General features: G+C 49.8%; 10 protein-coding genes. 8 read left to right on the top strand and 2 right to left on the bottom strand.

Annotation, left to right across the window (positions count from 1 at the left end):
• Window positions 1-15: 15 nt before the first annotated feature.
• From CPY98_RS18505 to arcC, 3 genes are all read left to right on the top strand, one after another.
• Window positions 16-1,233 carry a YgeY family selenium metabolism-linked hydrolase gene (locus tag CPY98_RS18505; protein ID WP_025798532.1) on the top strand — a complete coding sequence of 406 codons (1,218 nt, stop codon included), beginning with the start codon at window positions 16-18 and terminating at the stop codon, window positions 1,231-1,233.
• 82 nt (window positions 1,234-1,315) lie between these two features.
• Complete coding sequence (gene hydA, locus CPY98_RS18500; RefSeq protein WP_096388590.1) at window positions 1,316-2,707, top strand: dihydropyrimidinase; 1,392 nt, start codon at window positions 1,316-1,318, stop codon at window positions 2,705-2,707.
• A 38-nt stretch (window positions 2,708-2,745) separates the two neighbouring features.
• Entirely contained in the window at window positions 2,746-3,678 is a 933-nt protein-coding gene (gene arcC / locus CPY98_RS18495) for a carbamate kinase (RefSeq protein WP_043488874.1), read from the top strand.
• Window positions 3,679-3,778: 100 nt separating this feature from the next.
• On the opposite strand, the gene yqeB is transcribed toward arcC, so the two are convergent.
• Entirely contained in the window at window positions 3,779-5,371 is a 1,593-nt protein-coding gene (gene yqeB / locus CPY98_RS18490) for a selenium-dependent molybdenum cofactor biosynthesis protein YqeB (protein WP_096388589.1), read from the bottom strand.
• A 38-nt stretch (window positions 5,372-5,409) separates the two neighbouring features.
• Window positions 5,410-6,213: a selenium cofactor biosynthesis protein YqeC gene (gene yqeC, locus CPY98_RS18485; protein WP_096388588.1), complete on the bottom strand. Its 804-nt coding sequence runs from the start codon at window positions 6,211-6,213 to the stop codon at window positions 5,410-5,412.
• A 31-nt stretch (window positions 6,214-6,244) separates the two neighbouring features.
• Between yqeC and CPY98_RS18480 the strand changes: the two genes are divergently transcribed.
• From CPY98_RS18480 to CPY98_RS18460, 5 genes are all read left to right on the top strand, one after another.
• Entirely contained in the window at window positions 6,245-6,880 is a 636-nt protein-coding gene (locus tag CPY98_RS18480) for an NTP transferase domain-containing protein (RefSeq protein ID WP_096388587.1), read from the top strand.
• A gap of 389 nt (window positions 6,881-7,269) precedes the next feature.
• The gene (gene ygfK / locus CPY98_RS18475; RefSeq protein ID WP_096388586.1) at window positions 7,270-10,356 is read left to right on the top strand and encodes a putative selenate reductase subunit YgfK; all 3,087 of its coding nucleotides are present in this window, start codon (window positions 7,270-7,272) and stop codon (window positions 10,354-10,356) included.
• Between the two features lie 2 nt (window positions 10,357-10,358).
• A complete protein-coding gene (gene ssnA / locus CPY98_RS18470; RefSeq protein ID WP_025798518.1) occupies window positions 10,359-11,687 on the top strand; it encodes a putative aminohydrolase SsnA in 1,329 nt (442 codons plus the stop codon).
• A gap of 65 nt (window positions 11,688-11,752) precedes the next feature.
• Entirely contained in the window at window positions 11,753-12,529 is a 777-nt protein-coding gene (gene ygfM / locus CPY98_RS18465; protein ID WP_096388585.1) for a molybdopterin-dependent oxidoreductase FAD-binding subunit, read from the top strand.
• A gap of 1 nt (window position 12,530) precedes the next feature.
• The gene (locus tag CPY98_RS18460) at window positions 12,531-15,407 is read left to right on the top strand and encodes a molybdopterin-dependent oxidoreductase Mo/Fe-S-binding subunit (RefSeq protein WP_043488888.1); all 2,877 of its coding nucleotides are present in this window, start codon (window positions 12,531-12,533) and stop codon (window positions 15,405-15,407) included.
• The last annotated feature ends 89 nt before the right edge of the window (window positions 15,408-15,496 follow it).

Raw genomic sequence — 15,496 nt, 5'->3', positions numbered from 1 at the left:
TTGGAGTTTAAGAAAATGGCTAAGCAAGTTCCTTTCGAAATGGTGTTGGAAAAAGCGTATCAGTACAAAGATGAAATGACCCGCTTTCTGCGCGATATGATCGCTATCCCAAGTGAAAGCTGCGATGAAAAACTGGTTGTACAGTGCATTAAAAAAGAGATGGAAAAAGTCGGTTTCGATAAAGTAGAAATTGACCCAATGGGTAATATTTTAGGGTATATCGGCCATGGGCCGCATCTGATTGCAATGGATGCCCATATCGATACCGTTGGGATTGGTAATATTAAAAACTGGAACTTCGATCCTTATCAGGGAATGGAAGATGATGAGCTGATCGGTGGACGTGGTGCATCGGATCAGGAAGGCGGCATGGCATCGATGGTTTATGCCGGTAAGATCATTAAAGATCTGGGGCTGGAAGATCAATACACGCTGCTGGTGACCGGGACTGTGCAAGAAGAAGACTGTGACGGCCTATGCTGGCAGTACATTATCGAGCAATCCAAAATTCGCCCTGAATTTGTTGTTAGTACTGAACCGACAGACTGCCAAATCTATCGCGGCCAGCGTGGACGCATGGAAATTCGCGTGGACGTGCAGGGCATCAGCTGCCACGGCTCGGCGCCAGAACGCGGCGATAACGCCATTTTCAAAATGGGCCCAATTCTTAACGAATTAAAAGAACTGTCTAACCATTTAGGTAACGATGATTTCTTGGGTAAAGGGACGTTAACCGTATCTGAAATTTTCTTCACTTCACCAAGCCGTTGTGCCGTTGCCGATAGCTGCGCAGTCTCCATCGACCGCCGCTTGACCTGGGGTGAAACATGGGAAGGGGCACTGGACGAGATCCGTGCGCTGCCAGCGGTGAAAGCGGCAAACGCCGTGGTATCAATGTACAACTATGAACGACCTTCTTACACTGGCTTGGTATATCCAACCGAGTGCTACTTCCCAACATGGAAAGTGGAAGAAGACCACATCACGGTGAAAACCCTGAGCAAAGCCTACGAAGGACTGTTTAACAAAAAACCGGTTGTAGATAAGTGGACCTTCTCGACAAATGGCGTTTCTATCATGGGTCGTCATGGCATTCCAGTTATCGGTTTTGGCCCAGGCAAAGAGCCAGAAGCGCATGCGCCAAATGAAAAAACTTGGAAAGATCATTTGGTGACCTGTGCTGCCATGTACGCTGCTATCCCTCTGTCTTACCTTGATGAACTGAAAAAATAATTAGCGTTTATTGCGTAACCCACTCCCGCCGAAATTTGGCTGGAGTGGTTTTTTCAGTATGGCATTCAAGGAAACTGCTTCAATGAAAAAGCTGATTAAAAATGGCGTAGTCGTTAGCGAAAACGGTGAAGTTCGTCAGGATCTGCTGATTGAGAACGGGATGATTGCACGCGTGGCAGCACACATCTCCGACGATGAGGCTGAAGAGGTGATCGATGCCAATGGGTGCTACGTGATGCCCGGAGGAATTGATGTTCATACGCATTTTAATATCGATGTTGGAATAGCCCGTAGCTGTGATGATTTTTTTACCGGCACACGCGCAGCAGCCTGCGGCGGTACAACAACCATTATTGACCATATGGGCTTTGGGCCAGCGGGATGCAATTTGCATCACCAGCTAAACGCTTATCATCAATATGCGGCGGGAAAAGCCGTGGTGGATTATAGCTTTCACGGGGTGATCCAGCATATTGATGACGACATTCTTAATGAAATGTCATCCATGGTGCATGAAGAAGGGATTAGCAGTTTTAAGCTCTATCTGACGTACAACTACAAGCTAGGCGATGCCGATGTGCTGCGCGCTTTGCAGCAGCTACATAAGGTCGGCGCGTTGGCGACGGTGCATCCTGAAAATGATGCTGCGATTGCGTTGCGGCGCGAGCAGTTTATCTCCGAAGGCAAAACGGCGGCGATGTACCATGCATTGAGCCGCCCGCTTGAGTGCGAAGCTGAGGCCATTAGCCGAATGATTAATCTAGCCCAGCTCGCGGGAAATGCACCGCTGTATATCGTCCATCTCTCCAACGGATTGGGGCTGGACTATTTACGATTGGCGCGAGAAAGGCACCAGCCTGTTTGGGTGGAAACCTGCCCGCAATATTTGCTGCTAGATGAACGTAGCTATCAACGGGAAGATGCGCTGAAGTTTATTCTCAGCCCTCCGCTACGTAACCATCGAGAGCAGGACAAATTGTGGTGCGGTATTGCTGACGGCGCTATTGATACGGTTGCGACCGACCACTGCACGTTCCCTTATCAACAACGCATTACGATGTCGGACGGGAATTTTACCCGCTGCCCAAACGGCTTGCCCGGTGTTGAGAACCGTATGCAACTGTTGTTCTCTGAGGGGGTGATGACAGGCCGAATTTCGCCAGCGCGTTTTGTGCAGCTAACCAGTACCAATCCTGCTCGCCTGTTTGGCTTGTGGCCTCAGAAAGGCAATCTCTCTGTGGGGGCTGATGCTGATGTCATCATTATCGACCCACAGAAAAACGTCACCATCGAACACGCTCACCTCCATGATAATGCTGATTATTCACCCTATGAAGGCTATCGCTGCCAAGGTGAAATTATCACCACGCTTTGCCGGGGTGAATGCGTATATCAAGACAAAAAATTTACCGGGCAGGCTGGCTTTGGTCGCTTTATTCACCGTCAGCCTTTTGCTCAATCCACCATTATTTAAGCGTTTAACTTACGTCACCAATATTTGCGAGGGATAGGATGAAAAAGAAAATTGTGCTTGCGCTGGGCGGCAATGCGTTAGGTGAAGGACTCGCCGAGCAAATGCAGGCGGTGAAATCGACGGCGAAAGCGATTGTGGATTTGATTGCCCATGGTCATCAAGTGGTGGTGACGCACGGCAATGGCCCACAGGTGGGAATGATCAATCAGGCTTTTGAAGCCGCGGCGAAAACGGAAGCGCATACGCCAATGCTGCCCATGTCGGTTTGTGTCGCGCTTAGTCAGGGCTACATTGGCTACGATCTGCAAAATGCGCTGCGTGAAGAACTGCTCGACCGTGGATTACATACGCCGGTTGCCACGATTATTACGCAGGTCATCGTTGATGCCAAAGATCCCGCTTTCGCTAACCCAACGAAGCCAATAGGCTCTTTCTTCTCACAGGAAGAAGCAAAACTGCTGACGCAAAATGGCTACACCATGAAGGAGGATTCAGGTCGTGGCTATCGCCGCGTGGTAGCTTCGCCAAAACCGGTTGATATCGTTGAGAAAGAAACCGTGGCCGCGATGCTAAATGCGGGACAAGTGGTGATTACGGTTGGCGGTGGCGGTATTCCTGTTCTGCGTGAAGGCAATCACTTACGCGGCGCGGGCGCGGTTATCGATAAAGATTGGGCGAGCGCTAAACTGGCTGAAATGATTGATGCAGATATGCTGATTATTTTAACCGCGGTTGAAAAAGTGGCGATTAACTTTGGTAAGCCCAATGAGCAATGGCTTGATCAACTGAGTATCGCCGATGCTCAGCGTTTCATTGAAGAGGGACATTTTGCCAAGGGTTCGATGTTGCCTAAGGTCGAAGCTGCGGTTTCATTTGCAGAGTCTCGCCCTGGTCGCCAAGCTCTGATTACCGTGTTGAGTAAAGCCCAGCAAGGCATTGAGGGAAAAACCGGAACGGTGATTTCTCATTAAATTGTGAAGTAGTGAGCTCGCTCCATTTTCTTTTCTTGATGCCTTATCAGACTAAAGAAAAGAGATGGAGTGAGCGAATAAGTCATTTAGAAAGAAGAAGTTAGTGTTTTCGACCCAGCTTCATCATAGCTTCCAGAACCGCACCACCAATGGCGCGCGCCTTATCTGAAACGGTGGTGTAGTCAGCCTCAGCACCGCGCGGATCGATATCGCCAATTTTAAATCCGGCACTCACCTCTAATCCTTCACTCAATAAACCGCGCACCATTCCTGACAGCGGAGCAAACACCGGTGTTTCTCCGATATGCCCCATCACATCACCTTCTTTGACTAAGTCACCCAGCGCAACGCAGCAATGCATGATGCCAGAGGCTGGGGCTCGAATAACACGGCGCGTGGTGTGACCGGCAATATTGCCTGGGATACCCGTATTGGGTTGGGTGTAACCTTGATAGATGACGCGGCCAAGATAGTGTCCGCGATTGGTTTCAATGACGGCGTCGCAGTCATGTCCGGCATTAAATCCGGGGCCCAGAGCGACAGTCACCGGCGCCATATCTTTGTGGGTGCCTAAGTTCTGTTTCGCCAAAATGGCATCCACTAAAAAACGCGGTTTGAGTTCGCTGAGATAGCTGGCTTGTTCATCAACAAGCACGGGAATTTCAGCGCGATCAAGTATGCTGAAAGCCTCGTCGATGCTGCTCGCTTTTCTCGCCGTTACGCCTTCAACCGTCATTTCGTTAACGAAAATAGCCTGAGCAAACGCGACGGTTCGGCGGATGACGGTGGGCTTAGCAATGTCTAACATGATGACATGAAAACCTGCATGATAAAGCCGTAACGCGACGCCGGTGGCGATATCGCCAGACCCGCGAATGACGACGAGTTTGTCGCGCTTCAATCTCACATCATCCTGTTTTAACCCACCGGCAGCATGGTTTTTTATCTGTAAAACTTCAGCCATGATGCTGACGGCAATCTCTTCCGGCGTTTCTGCTCCGATGTTGTAGCCAATCGGGGCGTGCAGCCGTTCAAGATGCTCCTGCGTGATACCTTGCTGACGTAATGCCTGTGTGAATGTTTGTACTTTTCTGCGGCTTGCGAGCAGACCGAGATAGCTCACTGGTTTTTCGATTAAGACATCAAGGGCTTCTTTGTCTTGGTTGTTGGTTGCAATTATGACGAAGTTTTCTTTTTCGATATTTAGTTTTTCAATGGCCGCGCTGAAGGTCTCTGCATGAACCAGCGTAGTGCCCGCAGGAAACAGTGAAGGATTAAGACTGGAAGCGTAGGTATCAGCAACGTGCAAATCAAAACCGAGCAAGGCTGCGGCCTGAGCAATTGCGCGGTTAACATGGCCAGCACCAATTAAAACTAAGCGAGGGCGTAAACCATGCACGTCAATGTAAACCGACATAGCCCCACCGCAGTCAGAACCAACGGCATCTTGGCCGTTACGCGCCATGCGTCCATGGAAAACACGTGCTTTGCGTTCAGATAAGGCTTCGAGTGCCTGATCGATGACCAAGCGCTCAACCATGCCGCCGCCGATAGTGCCAACGATGCTGCCATCGGCCAATACCAGCATTTGGCCTGAGTGACGCGGCGTTGATCCTCGACTCTCAATAATCTGTGCCAAAGCAAAGGGTTTGTTCTCTTCTTCCAGTCGTGCTGCTTGTGCAAAAATGTTCATAGCAACCTCAAGATCCCCGTAATTGTTCGTCAATTCCTTTATGTGGTTTGCGACTGACATAACTGGTGTGTAATCGGAGGTGACTCTTGAACTGCGCCAATCCAAATAGTGCTGAGCTCAGGCCGTGCCTTTAGCAGCGCAGTCAATGAACCCAATAGCGCATTATCAATCTGATAAAGTCGGTTAATAAACCAAACCCGTAACGCGTGCGGTGGGGTGCCTTTGAACATTCCATCCGGATGGGCGATGAATCGCTCAAATACCGAAATATTTAATCTATCTCCAGCTTTTATGCCGCAAAGATCGGCAAAAATCGGCCAACGATGGATTTGCTCAGGATCGGCAGGATTATTAATGACAAGGCCTCCAGTCAGTGCAATGACACATTTACTGCTTTGGGGTATGCAAGGTTCATGCCCTGCTGGCGCTTTGAGTAATTGCTGATGAGCACCGTCAGCTTCAACTAAGATGACATCAAAGAGTTGAGCAGCTTGTAGCATGTCGGCCTGCTCAGGTGTAATGCCTGAAACTTTATGAGTGGCCGCGTTATATTCAGTGAATAGTGCTACGATCTTGGGAGTGGAGGATGATGCTTTTTGGTGGGTAAGCAGAGCATGCCAATCCTCTTTTTCAATGATAGTCTGGGCCTGTGACGGTTCAGGTCGGTACATATGCGTGGTGGTGGTGATTAATACGCTCAGGCCTTGCTGAGAAAATCGCTGGGCAAGCCAAAAAAGCGTACTGGTTTTACCACCGGCTCCAATGAGGCTTATCAGGTATGACTTATTATTTTTCACGCTTGAAAGTACATCATTAAATAGTACGTCTAGGTCAAAGTTCATAAGCATTCATTAAAGGTTATGCAGAGAGGGAATGATGAATCAGAAAAGAGGAAAACATCCGTACGCGAATATATCTCCGGTCGAGAATTTGAAACCGCGTGAAAATGTTGACTGTATCATTACCGCTGCGGGCCTTTCCTCTCGAATGGGGCAATGGAAAATGATGCTACCTTATAAAGAGGGAACAATTCTTGATTCAAGTATAGAAAATGCGAGGCAATTTTGTAGCCGTATTATATTAGTAGTTGGATATCGCGGTGATGAACTGTATGACCGTTATAATACTGCGAGTGATGTCACAGTTGTTGTAAATAATAATTACGTCAGCGGGCTATTCTCTTCCATACAGGCGGCAGGTCCGATCGTTAAAACAGATTATTGCTTTATCACTCACGGTGATATTCCTTGTTTGAACCGTGATATTTTCCATCAAGTTTGGCTTAAACGCGGGCCATACGCGTTGTTGCCCTGCCACCAAGGAACGCCGGGACACCCTGTTTTGCTGCCTCAAAAAATTATAAAGCGAGCTTGCCAAGATGATGTGTCTGTATCATCAATGCGCGAGTTTTTACTCGCGGGGGAGTACCGCTATCTTAATATGCCGCAGCCGCAAACGATTATGGATATAGATACGCCAGAGGCATATCAGCGCTTGCTAAAAATATAATCTATATGGTCGTGGGGTATTTTATTCCTTACTGGATATTTAGTAAGGAATAGATGTTTTAATTCGGTTTATCGATTGCGCTCTCATTTTTCAAAGTAACGCTTATTATTTTTTATCAAACTGATACCGTATTATTCTAATTTGATAATTTATTCCTGAGTTAGATAATTGGCTAATTATGTGTTACTGCCGCATTGATTTATATTCTCATTTGTTTAGTGAGCAATTTCACAAATAAAAATCACTATTCGAGTTGGCTCACGGAATTAGCTTTTTTCTTATGGCTAGAAAACCTTTGGCTCGATTGTTGCTCCCATATCTCCTATCCGTAGAGGATTGAGAATCCTCTGCCATTTTACATTTGAGCATGTCGCAGCAAGGAGATAGTCATGGGAGATATTATGCGCCCCGTTCCTTTCAAGGAACTTTTGACGCGTGTTTTCGACGAGTATAACGAAAGCCACTCAATCTTCGGGATACCGGAACAGCAGTTCTATCGCAAAGATAACGACCGACTTATCAAGGTATTTGGCGAAACCTGTGAAACGCCTATGGGGCCAGCCGCAGGGCCGCATACACAGCTTGCGCAAAATATCATTGTGTCTTGGTTGACCGGTGGGCGCTTTATTGAGTTGAAAACGGTGCAAATTCTTGACCGCTTAGAATTAGACAAACCGTGTATCGATGCTGAAGACGAATGCTTTAACACCGAATGGTCAACGGAATTCACGCTGCAAAAAGCCCATGACGAATATCTGAAAGCCTGGTTTGTTTTGCATTTACTCGAAGCTCTTTTTGACCCTCGCACACAGGGTGAAGCTAAGTCATTCATCTTCAATATGAGCGTTGGCTATAACCTTGAAGGCATCAAGCAGCCCGCCATGCAGAACTTTATTCATAGCATGATGGATTCAGGCCAACATCCGAAATATGCCGAATATCAGTCTATCCTGTCTCATTTCATTCGCGAACAGTTTGAATCGCGTTCAGCGCAGCTCAGCCAACTACCACAGCAAATCCCCGCGCAAATGGTTCATGGGGTCACGCTCTCCACGATGCACGGTTGCCCACCTAATGAAATTGAGGCGATCTGCCGCTATATGCTGGAGGAAAAAGGGCTCAACACCTTTGTTAAATTAAACCCAACGCTGCTTGGCTACCCTCGCGTGCGTGAAATTCTCGACACCTGCGGCTTTGATTATATTGGCCTGAAAGAAGAGTCCTTTGAGCATGATTTGAAGCTAGAGCAGGCCATTTCTATGCTGCAAAGATTGACGGCTCTAGGCCAGCAAAAGCAGCTTAGCTTCGGGGTGAAACTCACCAACACGCTCGGCACCATCAATCACAAAGGCGCGCTGCCGGGTGAAGAGATGTATATGTCTGGGCGTGCGCTATTCCCACTGTCTATCAACGTGGCTGCCGTCTTATCACGTGCGTTCGACGGCAAGCTGCCAATCTCGTACTCCGGCGGCGCGAGCAAATTTAATATTCGCGATATCTTTGATACTGGCATTCGTCCTATCACGATGGCAACGGATTTACTCAAGCCGGGCGGGTACTTACGCCAGCTAGAGTGCATGCGTGAGCTGGATCAGTCTGATTCGTGGGGTATGACTAAAGTCGACGTTGAGCGTTTGGAAGCGCTGGCGAAGAAAGCCGTTAGCATGGAATACACCCAGAAACATTGGAAAGCGCAGGATCATATTGATGCAGGCGGCCCATTGCCAATGACCGATTGCTATGTGGCACCGTGCGTCACCGCCTGTGCAATCAAACAAGATATTCCTGAATATATTCGTTTGCTCGGTGAACAACGCTACGCCGATGCGTTAGAGCTGATTTATCAGCGCAATGCGCTGCCTGCCATCACCGGGCACATCTGCGATCATCAGTGCCAGTACAACTGTACTCGTATGGACTATGACAGCGCGCTAAACATTCGCGAGCTGAAAAAGGTGGCATTGGAAAAAGGCTGGGATGAATATCAGAAACGCTGGCATAAACCTGCGGGCTCTGGCTCTAAGCATCCGGTTGCGGTGCTAGGCGCAGGGCCAGCAGGACTCTCCGCAGGATATTTCTTGGCGCGAGCGGGCTATCAGGTCACTTTGTTTGAGCGTGAAGCCAACGCGGGTGGGGTGGTGAAAAACATTATTCCTCAGTTCCGTATTCCGGCTGAAACTATCCAGCATGATATCGATTTTGTTGCCGCACACGGGGTGAAGTTTGAGTTCGGCTGCGATCCTGCATTAACCGTCGATAAGCTTACCCAGCAAGGTTTCCGCTATGTCTTTATTGGGGTCGGCACCGATAAAAACAGCGGTGTGAAACTGGCAGGTGACAACCGCGATGTTTATAAATCGCTGCCGTTCCTGCGTAGCTATAACCGTGGCGATAAACTCTCTTTAGGCCGTCATGTGGCCGTCGTTGGCGCGGGGAATACCGCCATGGACTGCGCGCGTGCTGCGCTGAAGGTTCCCGGCGTAGAAGATGTGACCGTCATTTATCGTCGCACCTTAAATGAAATGCCAGCCTACCGCGAAGAGTATGAAGAAGCGGTTGAAGACGGCGTGAAGTTTATGTTCCTAACTAACCCAGAGCAGTTCGATGCCGACGGCACGCTCACTGCGCGGGTGATGGAGCTCGGCGAACCCGATGAGAAAGGCCGTCGTCGCCCAGTGGCCACGGATAAAACCATCAAACTACGCATGGACGCGCTGATTACCGCCATTGGTGAACAGGCCGACTGCGCGGCGCTTAGCGCGATGGGTGTGCCATTAAATGCCGAGGGTTGGCCTGCGGTAAACGCAGAGACCGGTGAAACTCCACGTCCTAACGTGTTCTTAATTGGTGATGTGCAAAGTGGTCCATCCTCCATCGTTGCGGCTATCAGTACTGCTCGCCGTGCGACGGACGAAGTGCTCAAGCGTGAAAATATCCGTACTCATCACAGCGATAAGCAGTGGTCTAACGTCGATCCGGCGGAGATTTACCAGCGTAAAGGTGCGATCAGCGTGCTGATGGTGGATAAAGAAGAGCGTGAAGCCTTTGTGGCTCAGGAAGCGCAGCGTTGCTTGGAGTGTAACTATATCTGCAGCAAGTGCGTCGATGTTTGCCCAAACCGCGCCAACGTGTCTATTGCCGTTCCCGGCTTCCACGATCGTTTCCAAACCCTGCATTTAGATGCTTACTGCAACGAGTGTGGCAACTGTGCGCAGTTCTGTCCGTGGCAGGGAAAACCTTACAAAGACAAAATTACCATCTACAGCCTGCCAGAAGATTTTACCAACAGCACCAACCCAGGATTCTTTGTCGATAACGATAACGTCAGCGTTCGACAAGGTAAGCAAATCTGGCATTTGCATATTGATAAACAAGGCCAGCTTGATGACGTTCCCCCTGAGCTGGAAGACATGTGCCGCATCATTAGCCATGTTCACAACCATCATCACTACCTGCTTGGCCGAGTGGAGGTTTAATTATGCTGATCCTAAAAAATGTGACGGCGGTTCAGTTCGAACCGGCTTGGGTACAACACGGTATTGATATTGCGATTGAAGGCTCGCTTATCAAAGAGGTAGGCAGCCAGCTGGTTGCCAAATATCCGCAGGCAGATGTGAAAGATATGCAGGGTAAATGGGTTATGCCGGGCATTGTCTGCGCGCATAACCACTTCTACTCCGGATTATCGCGCGGGATTATGGCCAATATTGCCCCTAGCCCTGATTTTATCTCCACGTTGAAAAATCTGTGGTGGCGCTTGGATCGCGCCTTAGATGAGGAGTCGCTGTATTACAGTGGGCTAATTTGTTCGCTGGAAGCCATCAAAAGCGGCTGTACCGCGGTTATCGATCACCATGCTTCGCCTAACTACATCGCGGGGTCATTAAATACGCTGCGTAAGGGGTTTATTAAAGCAGGGCTGCGCGGTATGACCTGCTTTGAAACCACCGATCGTAACGGTGGCAATAAAGAGCTTCAGGCGGGTGTGGAAGAGAACATTGCCTTTGCCCGGTTGATTGATAACGCGAAGAAGCAGGGGAGTGAGCCCTATTTGGTGGAGGCACATATTGGTGCTCATGCGCCTTTCACCGTGTCGGATGCGGGTCTGGATATGCTGCGTGAAGCGATTAAAGCCACGGGGCGAGGCCTGCATATTCACGCGGCGGAAGACAGTTATGACGTATCTCACAGCCACGATAAATATGGCAAGGATCTGATTGTACGCTTGGCGGAGCACGATCTGATCGACGCCAAAACGCTGGTGGCGCACGGTCTGTATCTCTCTGAGGCCGATATTCAGATCATCAACCGACAGGATGCGTTCTTGGTGCATAACGCCCGTTCCAATATGAACAATCACGTTGGCTATAACCATCGCATTGGCGAATACCAGAATGTGGCCTTGGGAACGGATGGCATAGGCTCAGATATGTTTGAAGAGCTGAAATTCGCCTTCTTTAAACACCGTGATGCCGGAGGTCCAATGTGGCCAGACAGTTTCACGCGTTTCTTATGGAATGGTAATCGCTTACTGGAACGCAACTTCGGCGCTCAATTCGGTTGCTTAGCCGCAGGCTACAAAGCCGATCTTACCGTGTGTGATTATCCAGAGCCAACGCCGCTAGCGGCCCAAAATATTGGCGGACATCTCGCGTTTGGTATGGGCTCAGGCAGCGTCCGAAGTGTGATGGTTGAAGGACGCTTCGTTTATGAAAACGGCCAATTCCCATTTGATGTAACGCCAATTTATGCCGAAGCCAGCAAGGTGGCGGCACGGTTATGGAAGCGGATGGATGACTTAGCATAACTGTTATACCGCCCCTTATTAGGGGCGGTTTGTCCTTCTAGGGGCAAATAACAAGAGGATGAAAAATGATTGAGCAATTTTTCTGGCCAGAATCCGTTAAGCAGGCACTTGAACTCAAGCGCCAGTTTCAGGATGAGGCGGTCTATTTTGGCGGAGGTAGCAAGTTAAATGCGACGCCGACCAAAACGACAAAGAAGTTTGGTATCGCTTTATCAAAGCTCGGACTTGATAAGGTGAGTTTGCAGCAGGGAAAACTACACATTGGTTCTCAGGCAACGCTACAGCGGCTGATTGATACCCCGCTGATCCCCGATGCGCTGCGTCATGCTCTGGGGTTTATCTACTCTCGCCATCTCCGTAATCAGGCCACTCTAGCAGGCGAAATTGTCGCCAAGCAGAAAGAGCGCGTTCTACTTCCCGTGTTGCTAGTGCTTGATGCGCTGGTGGTGACGGCAAAAGGTGAAACGCTCAATCTAGAAGAGTATCTGGATAACGATCGTGACGATCTTCTGCTAGAGGTGATCCTCCCCGATCCATACCAAAACTGTTCAACGCGTAAGATCGCACGCTCTGCGGCAGGCTTGGCCGTGATAACCGCGGCGGTAGCAACCGGCTCCCATGGTGAAATGAAAATTGCGCTAGATGGTGTGTCTGAACGAGCAATACGACTGCGTGACGTGGAGTCTCGTGGCCTAAGTGATGACGAACTAGAGAAGGCCGTGAGCGATGCCATTTCCCCACGTGCTGATATCGGAGGCAGCGAAGCATACAAACGCTATATCGCGGGTGTTGTCGTTGCAGAACTGTTGGCTGACTGTCAGCAGATGAGTGAGGAAAAGTGATATGAATATTCGCTTTACGCTAAATGGTACCCCTTGCACGTTGTCATGTGAGGCGGGGGATAACGTGCAGAAAGTCTTGTTTAATCTAGGCCTGCATTCTGTACGTAACAGTGACGATGGGTTTGGATTTGCGGGTTCAGACGCCATTATTTTCGACGGTGTGGTGGTTAACGCTTCACTGTTGATCGCAGCCCAACTTGAGGGATCTGTGGTACGCACCGCAGAATCACTGGGCACGTGGAATCAACTTAGCCCAGTACAACAGGCTATGGTGGATGTGGGGATTGTGCAATCAGGCTATAACGATCCTGCCGCAGCGTTAATCCTTACCGAGCTGCTTGAGCGCATTCCGTCGCCAACGCGAGCTCAGATCGATGATGCATTATCGGGATTATTTAGCCGCGATGCGGGCTATCAGCAGTTTTATCAGGTGGTTGAATTAGCCCAGGCTCGTATGGCCGATCCTTTCTGTCAACAGGAGATCGCGCCGGAGTTTCGCGATGATTTACAGGTGGTGGGCAAGCTGTGCCCAAAGGTCGATTCTGCCAAAATGGTGCAGGCTAAACCTTGCTATGTTGAAGATCGCGTCCCTGCCAATGCCTGCATTATCAAGATGCTGCGCAGCCCGCATCCGCACGCGCTGATTACGCATTTAGATGTGAGCAAGGCGGAAGCATTGCCGGGCGTAGTACATGTGATTACGCATTTGAACTGCCCTGATATTTATTACACGCCGGGTGGACAAAGCGCGCCTGAGCCTTCTCCGCTCGATCGCCGTATGTTTGGTAAGAAGATGCGCCATGTGGGCGATCGTGTGGCTGCGGTCGTGGCTGAAAGCGAAGAGATTGCGTTGGCGGCATTAGCGTTAATAGACGTCAGTTTTGAAGTATTGAAACCGGTCATGTCGATTGATGAGGCAATGGCCGACGGTGCTCCGCTTGTTCATGATGAACCTATTGTTTATGTGAACGGCGCACCGGCTGACCTTGAGGTGCAGAATCGGGGCTCGGCGACGCGGGGCGAGCACATGATTATCAACTTCCCGATTGGTGCAAAACCACATAGCAATATTGCCGCTGGCGTTCACGGCCGTATTGGGGATGTTGAAAAGGGATTCGCTCAGGCGGATGTCGTGATTGAACGCACGTATGAATCGACCCAAGCGCAACAATGCCCGACGGAAACTCATGTCTGTTTCACCTATATGGACGGTGAACGGTTGGTGATCCACGCATCTACGCAGGTACCGTGGCATGTTCGTCGTCAGGTAGCACGCTTAGTTGGGCTGAAGCAAAATAAAGTCCACGTTATCAAAGAGCGTGTGGGTGGTGGATTTGGCTCTAAGCAGGACATTCTGTTAGAGGAAGTCTGTGCATGGGCAACCTGTGTGACGGGGCGCCCAGTCTATTTTCATTACACTCGCGAAGAAGAATTTATCAGTAACACCACGCGACACGTTGCCAAAGTGAAGGTGAAAATTGGGGCAACGAAGGAAGGGAAGCTTACCGCCATTGATATGGATTTCCGTGCCAACACTGGTCCTTATGGCAACCATTCTTTAACGGTTCCCAGCAATGGTCCCGCGCTTTCATTGCCCCTCTATCCTTGCGACAACGTCAATTTCCAAGTGACGACGTACTACAGCAATATCTGCCCAACCGGTGCTTACCAAGGCTACGGTGCGCCGAAAGGAAACTTTGCGCTAACCATGGCGCTGGCCGAGTTAGCTGAACAGCTCGATATCGATCTGCTGGATATGATTGAACTCAACCGCGTCATCGAAGGGCAAGAGCTGAAAATACTGGGCGCGATTGGCGAAGGTAAAATGCCAACGTCGGTACCCACCGCAGCGAGCTGTGCGTTAGAACCGATTTTGCGTAAAGGACGCGAGCTGATGAATTGGGGAGCCAATAAGGCACCACAGGGAGATTGGCGAATTGGGCAAGGCGTGGCGATTATCATGCAGAAATCCGGCATTCCAGATATCGACCAAGCAAACTGCATGGTGAAGCTGGAATCTGACGGCACGATTATCGTTCATTCTGGCGGCGCAGACATCGGTACGGGATTGGATACGGTTGTCACTAAACTTACCGCAGAAGTGTTGTGTTGTTCACTGGCTGATGTGCATGTTATTTCGGGTGACACCGATCATGCGCTCTTTGATAAGGGGGCTTATGCGTCCTCAGGTACGTGTTTCTCCGGCAACGCTGCCAAGAAAGCGGCTGAAAATCTGAAAGAAAAAATCCGTTTCCACGGAGCCCAGATGTTGGGTGAACCTATCGACGACGTGGTGATCGTCCACCCAAGCATCGTGCGGGGTAAACAGGGCGAAGTGAGCTTTGCTGAGATTGCACATAAAGCGGAAACGGGGACGGGCTTTGGTACGCTGGTTGCTACCGCGTGTTATATCACGCCTGATTTTGCTTTCCCGTTTGGCGCGAACTTTGCCGAGGTTGCGGTCAATGTGCGAACCGGTGAGATTCGGCTCGATAAGTTCTATGCATTGCTCGACTGCGGTACGCCGGTTAATCCAGAACTGGCGTTAGGGCAAATCTATGGCGCCTCTATGCGTGCCATCGGACACAGCCTGACAGAAAAGCTGTTTTACGATGAAAACGGTAGCCCAATAACGCGCGATCTACAGACCTACGGGGCACCCAAAATTGGTGATATCCCACGAGATTTCCGCGCATTTCTGGTGCCCAGCGACGATAGGGTTGGCCCATTCGGTGCCAAATCCATTTCTGAAATCGGTGTCAACGGCGCAGCGCCTGCAATAGCGACGGCGATTCACGACGCCTGCGGTGTTTGGCTACGCGAGTGGCACTTTACACCGGAAAAAATCCTCCGAGGACTGAACAAACTCGAGGCGTAAGCGTAATAAGGCGCGGGGAGAGCATTCCCGCGCCTCTACGATTCAATAGTTAACTAAGCATGAGCTTAAGTCTGGATTCACTTTAATCT

This window comes from Hafnia sp. CBA7124, from assembly GCF_002355555.1.
GTDB lineage: Bacteria > Pseudomonadota > Gammaproteobacteria > Enterobacterales > Enterobacteriaceae > Hafnia > Hafnia alvei.
This window is presented reverse-complemented; position numbering and strand designations above follow the sequence as displayed.

Bases quoted from the DNA above. Each gene is read 5' to 3' on its own strand.
- CPY98_RS18505 (WP_025798532.1), top strand. From the start codon at position 16: ATGGCTAAGCAAGTTCCTTTCGAAATGGTGTTGGAAAAAGCGTATCAG.
- hydA (WP_096388590.1), top strand. From the start codon at position 1,316: ATGAAAAAGCTGATTAAAAATGGCGTAGTCGTTAGCGAAAACGGTGAA.
- arcC (WP_043488874.1), top strand. From the start codon at position 2,746: ATGAAAAAGAAAATTGTGCTTGCGCTGGGCGGCAATGCGTTAGGTGAA.
- yqeB (WP_096388589.1), bottom strand. From the start codon at position 5,371: ATGAACATTTTTGCACAAGCAGCACGACTGGAAGAAGAGAACAAACCC.
- yqeC (WP_096388588.1), bottom strand. From the start codon at position 6,213: ATGAACTTTGACCTAGACGTACTATTTAATGATGTACTTTCAAGCGTG.
- CPY98_RS18480 (WP_096388587.1), top strand. From the start codon at position 6,245: ATGATGAATCAGAAAAGAGGAAAACATCCGTACGCGAATATATCTCCG.
- ygfK (WP_096388586.1), top strand. From the start codon at position 7,270: ATGGGAGATATTATGCGCCCCGTTCCTTTCAAGGAACTTTTGACGCGT.
- ssnA (WP_025798518.1), top strand. From the start codon at position 10,359: ATGCTGATCCTAAAAAATGTGACGGCGGTTCAGTTCGAACCGGCTTGG.
- ygfM (WP_096388585.1), top strand. From the start codon at position 11,753: ATGATTGAGCAATTTTTCTGGCCAGAATCCGTTAAGCAGGCACTTGAA.
- CPY98_RS18460 (WP_043488888.1), top strand. From the start codon at position 12,531: ATGAATATTCGCTTTACGCTAAATGGTACCCCTTGCACGTTGTCATGT.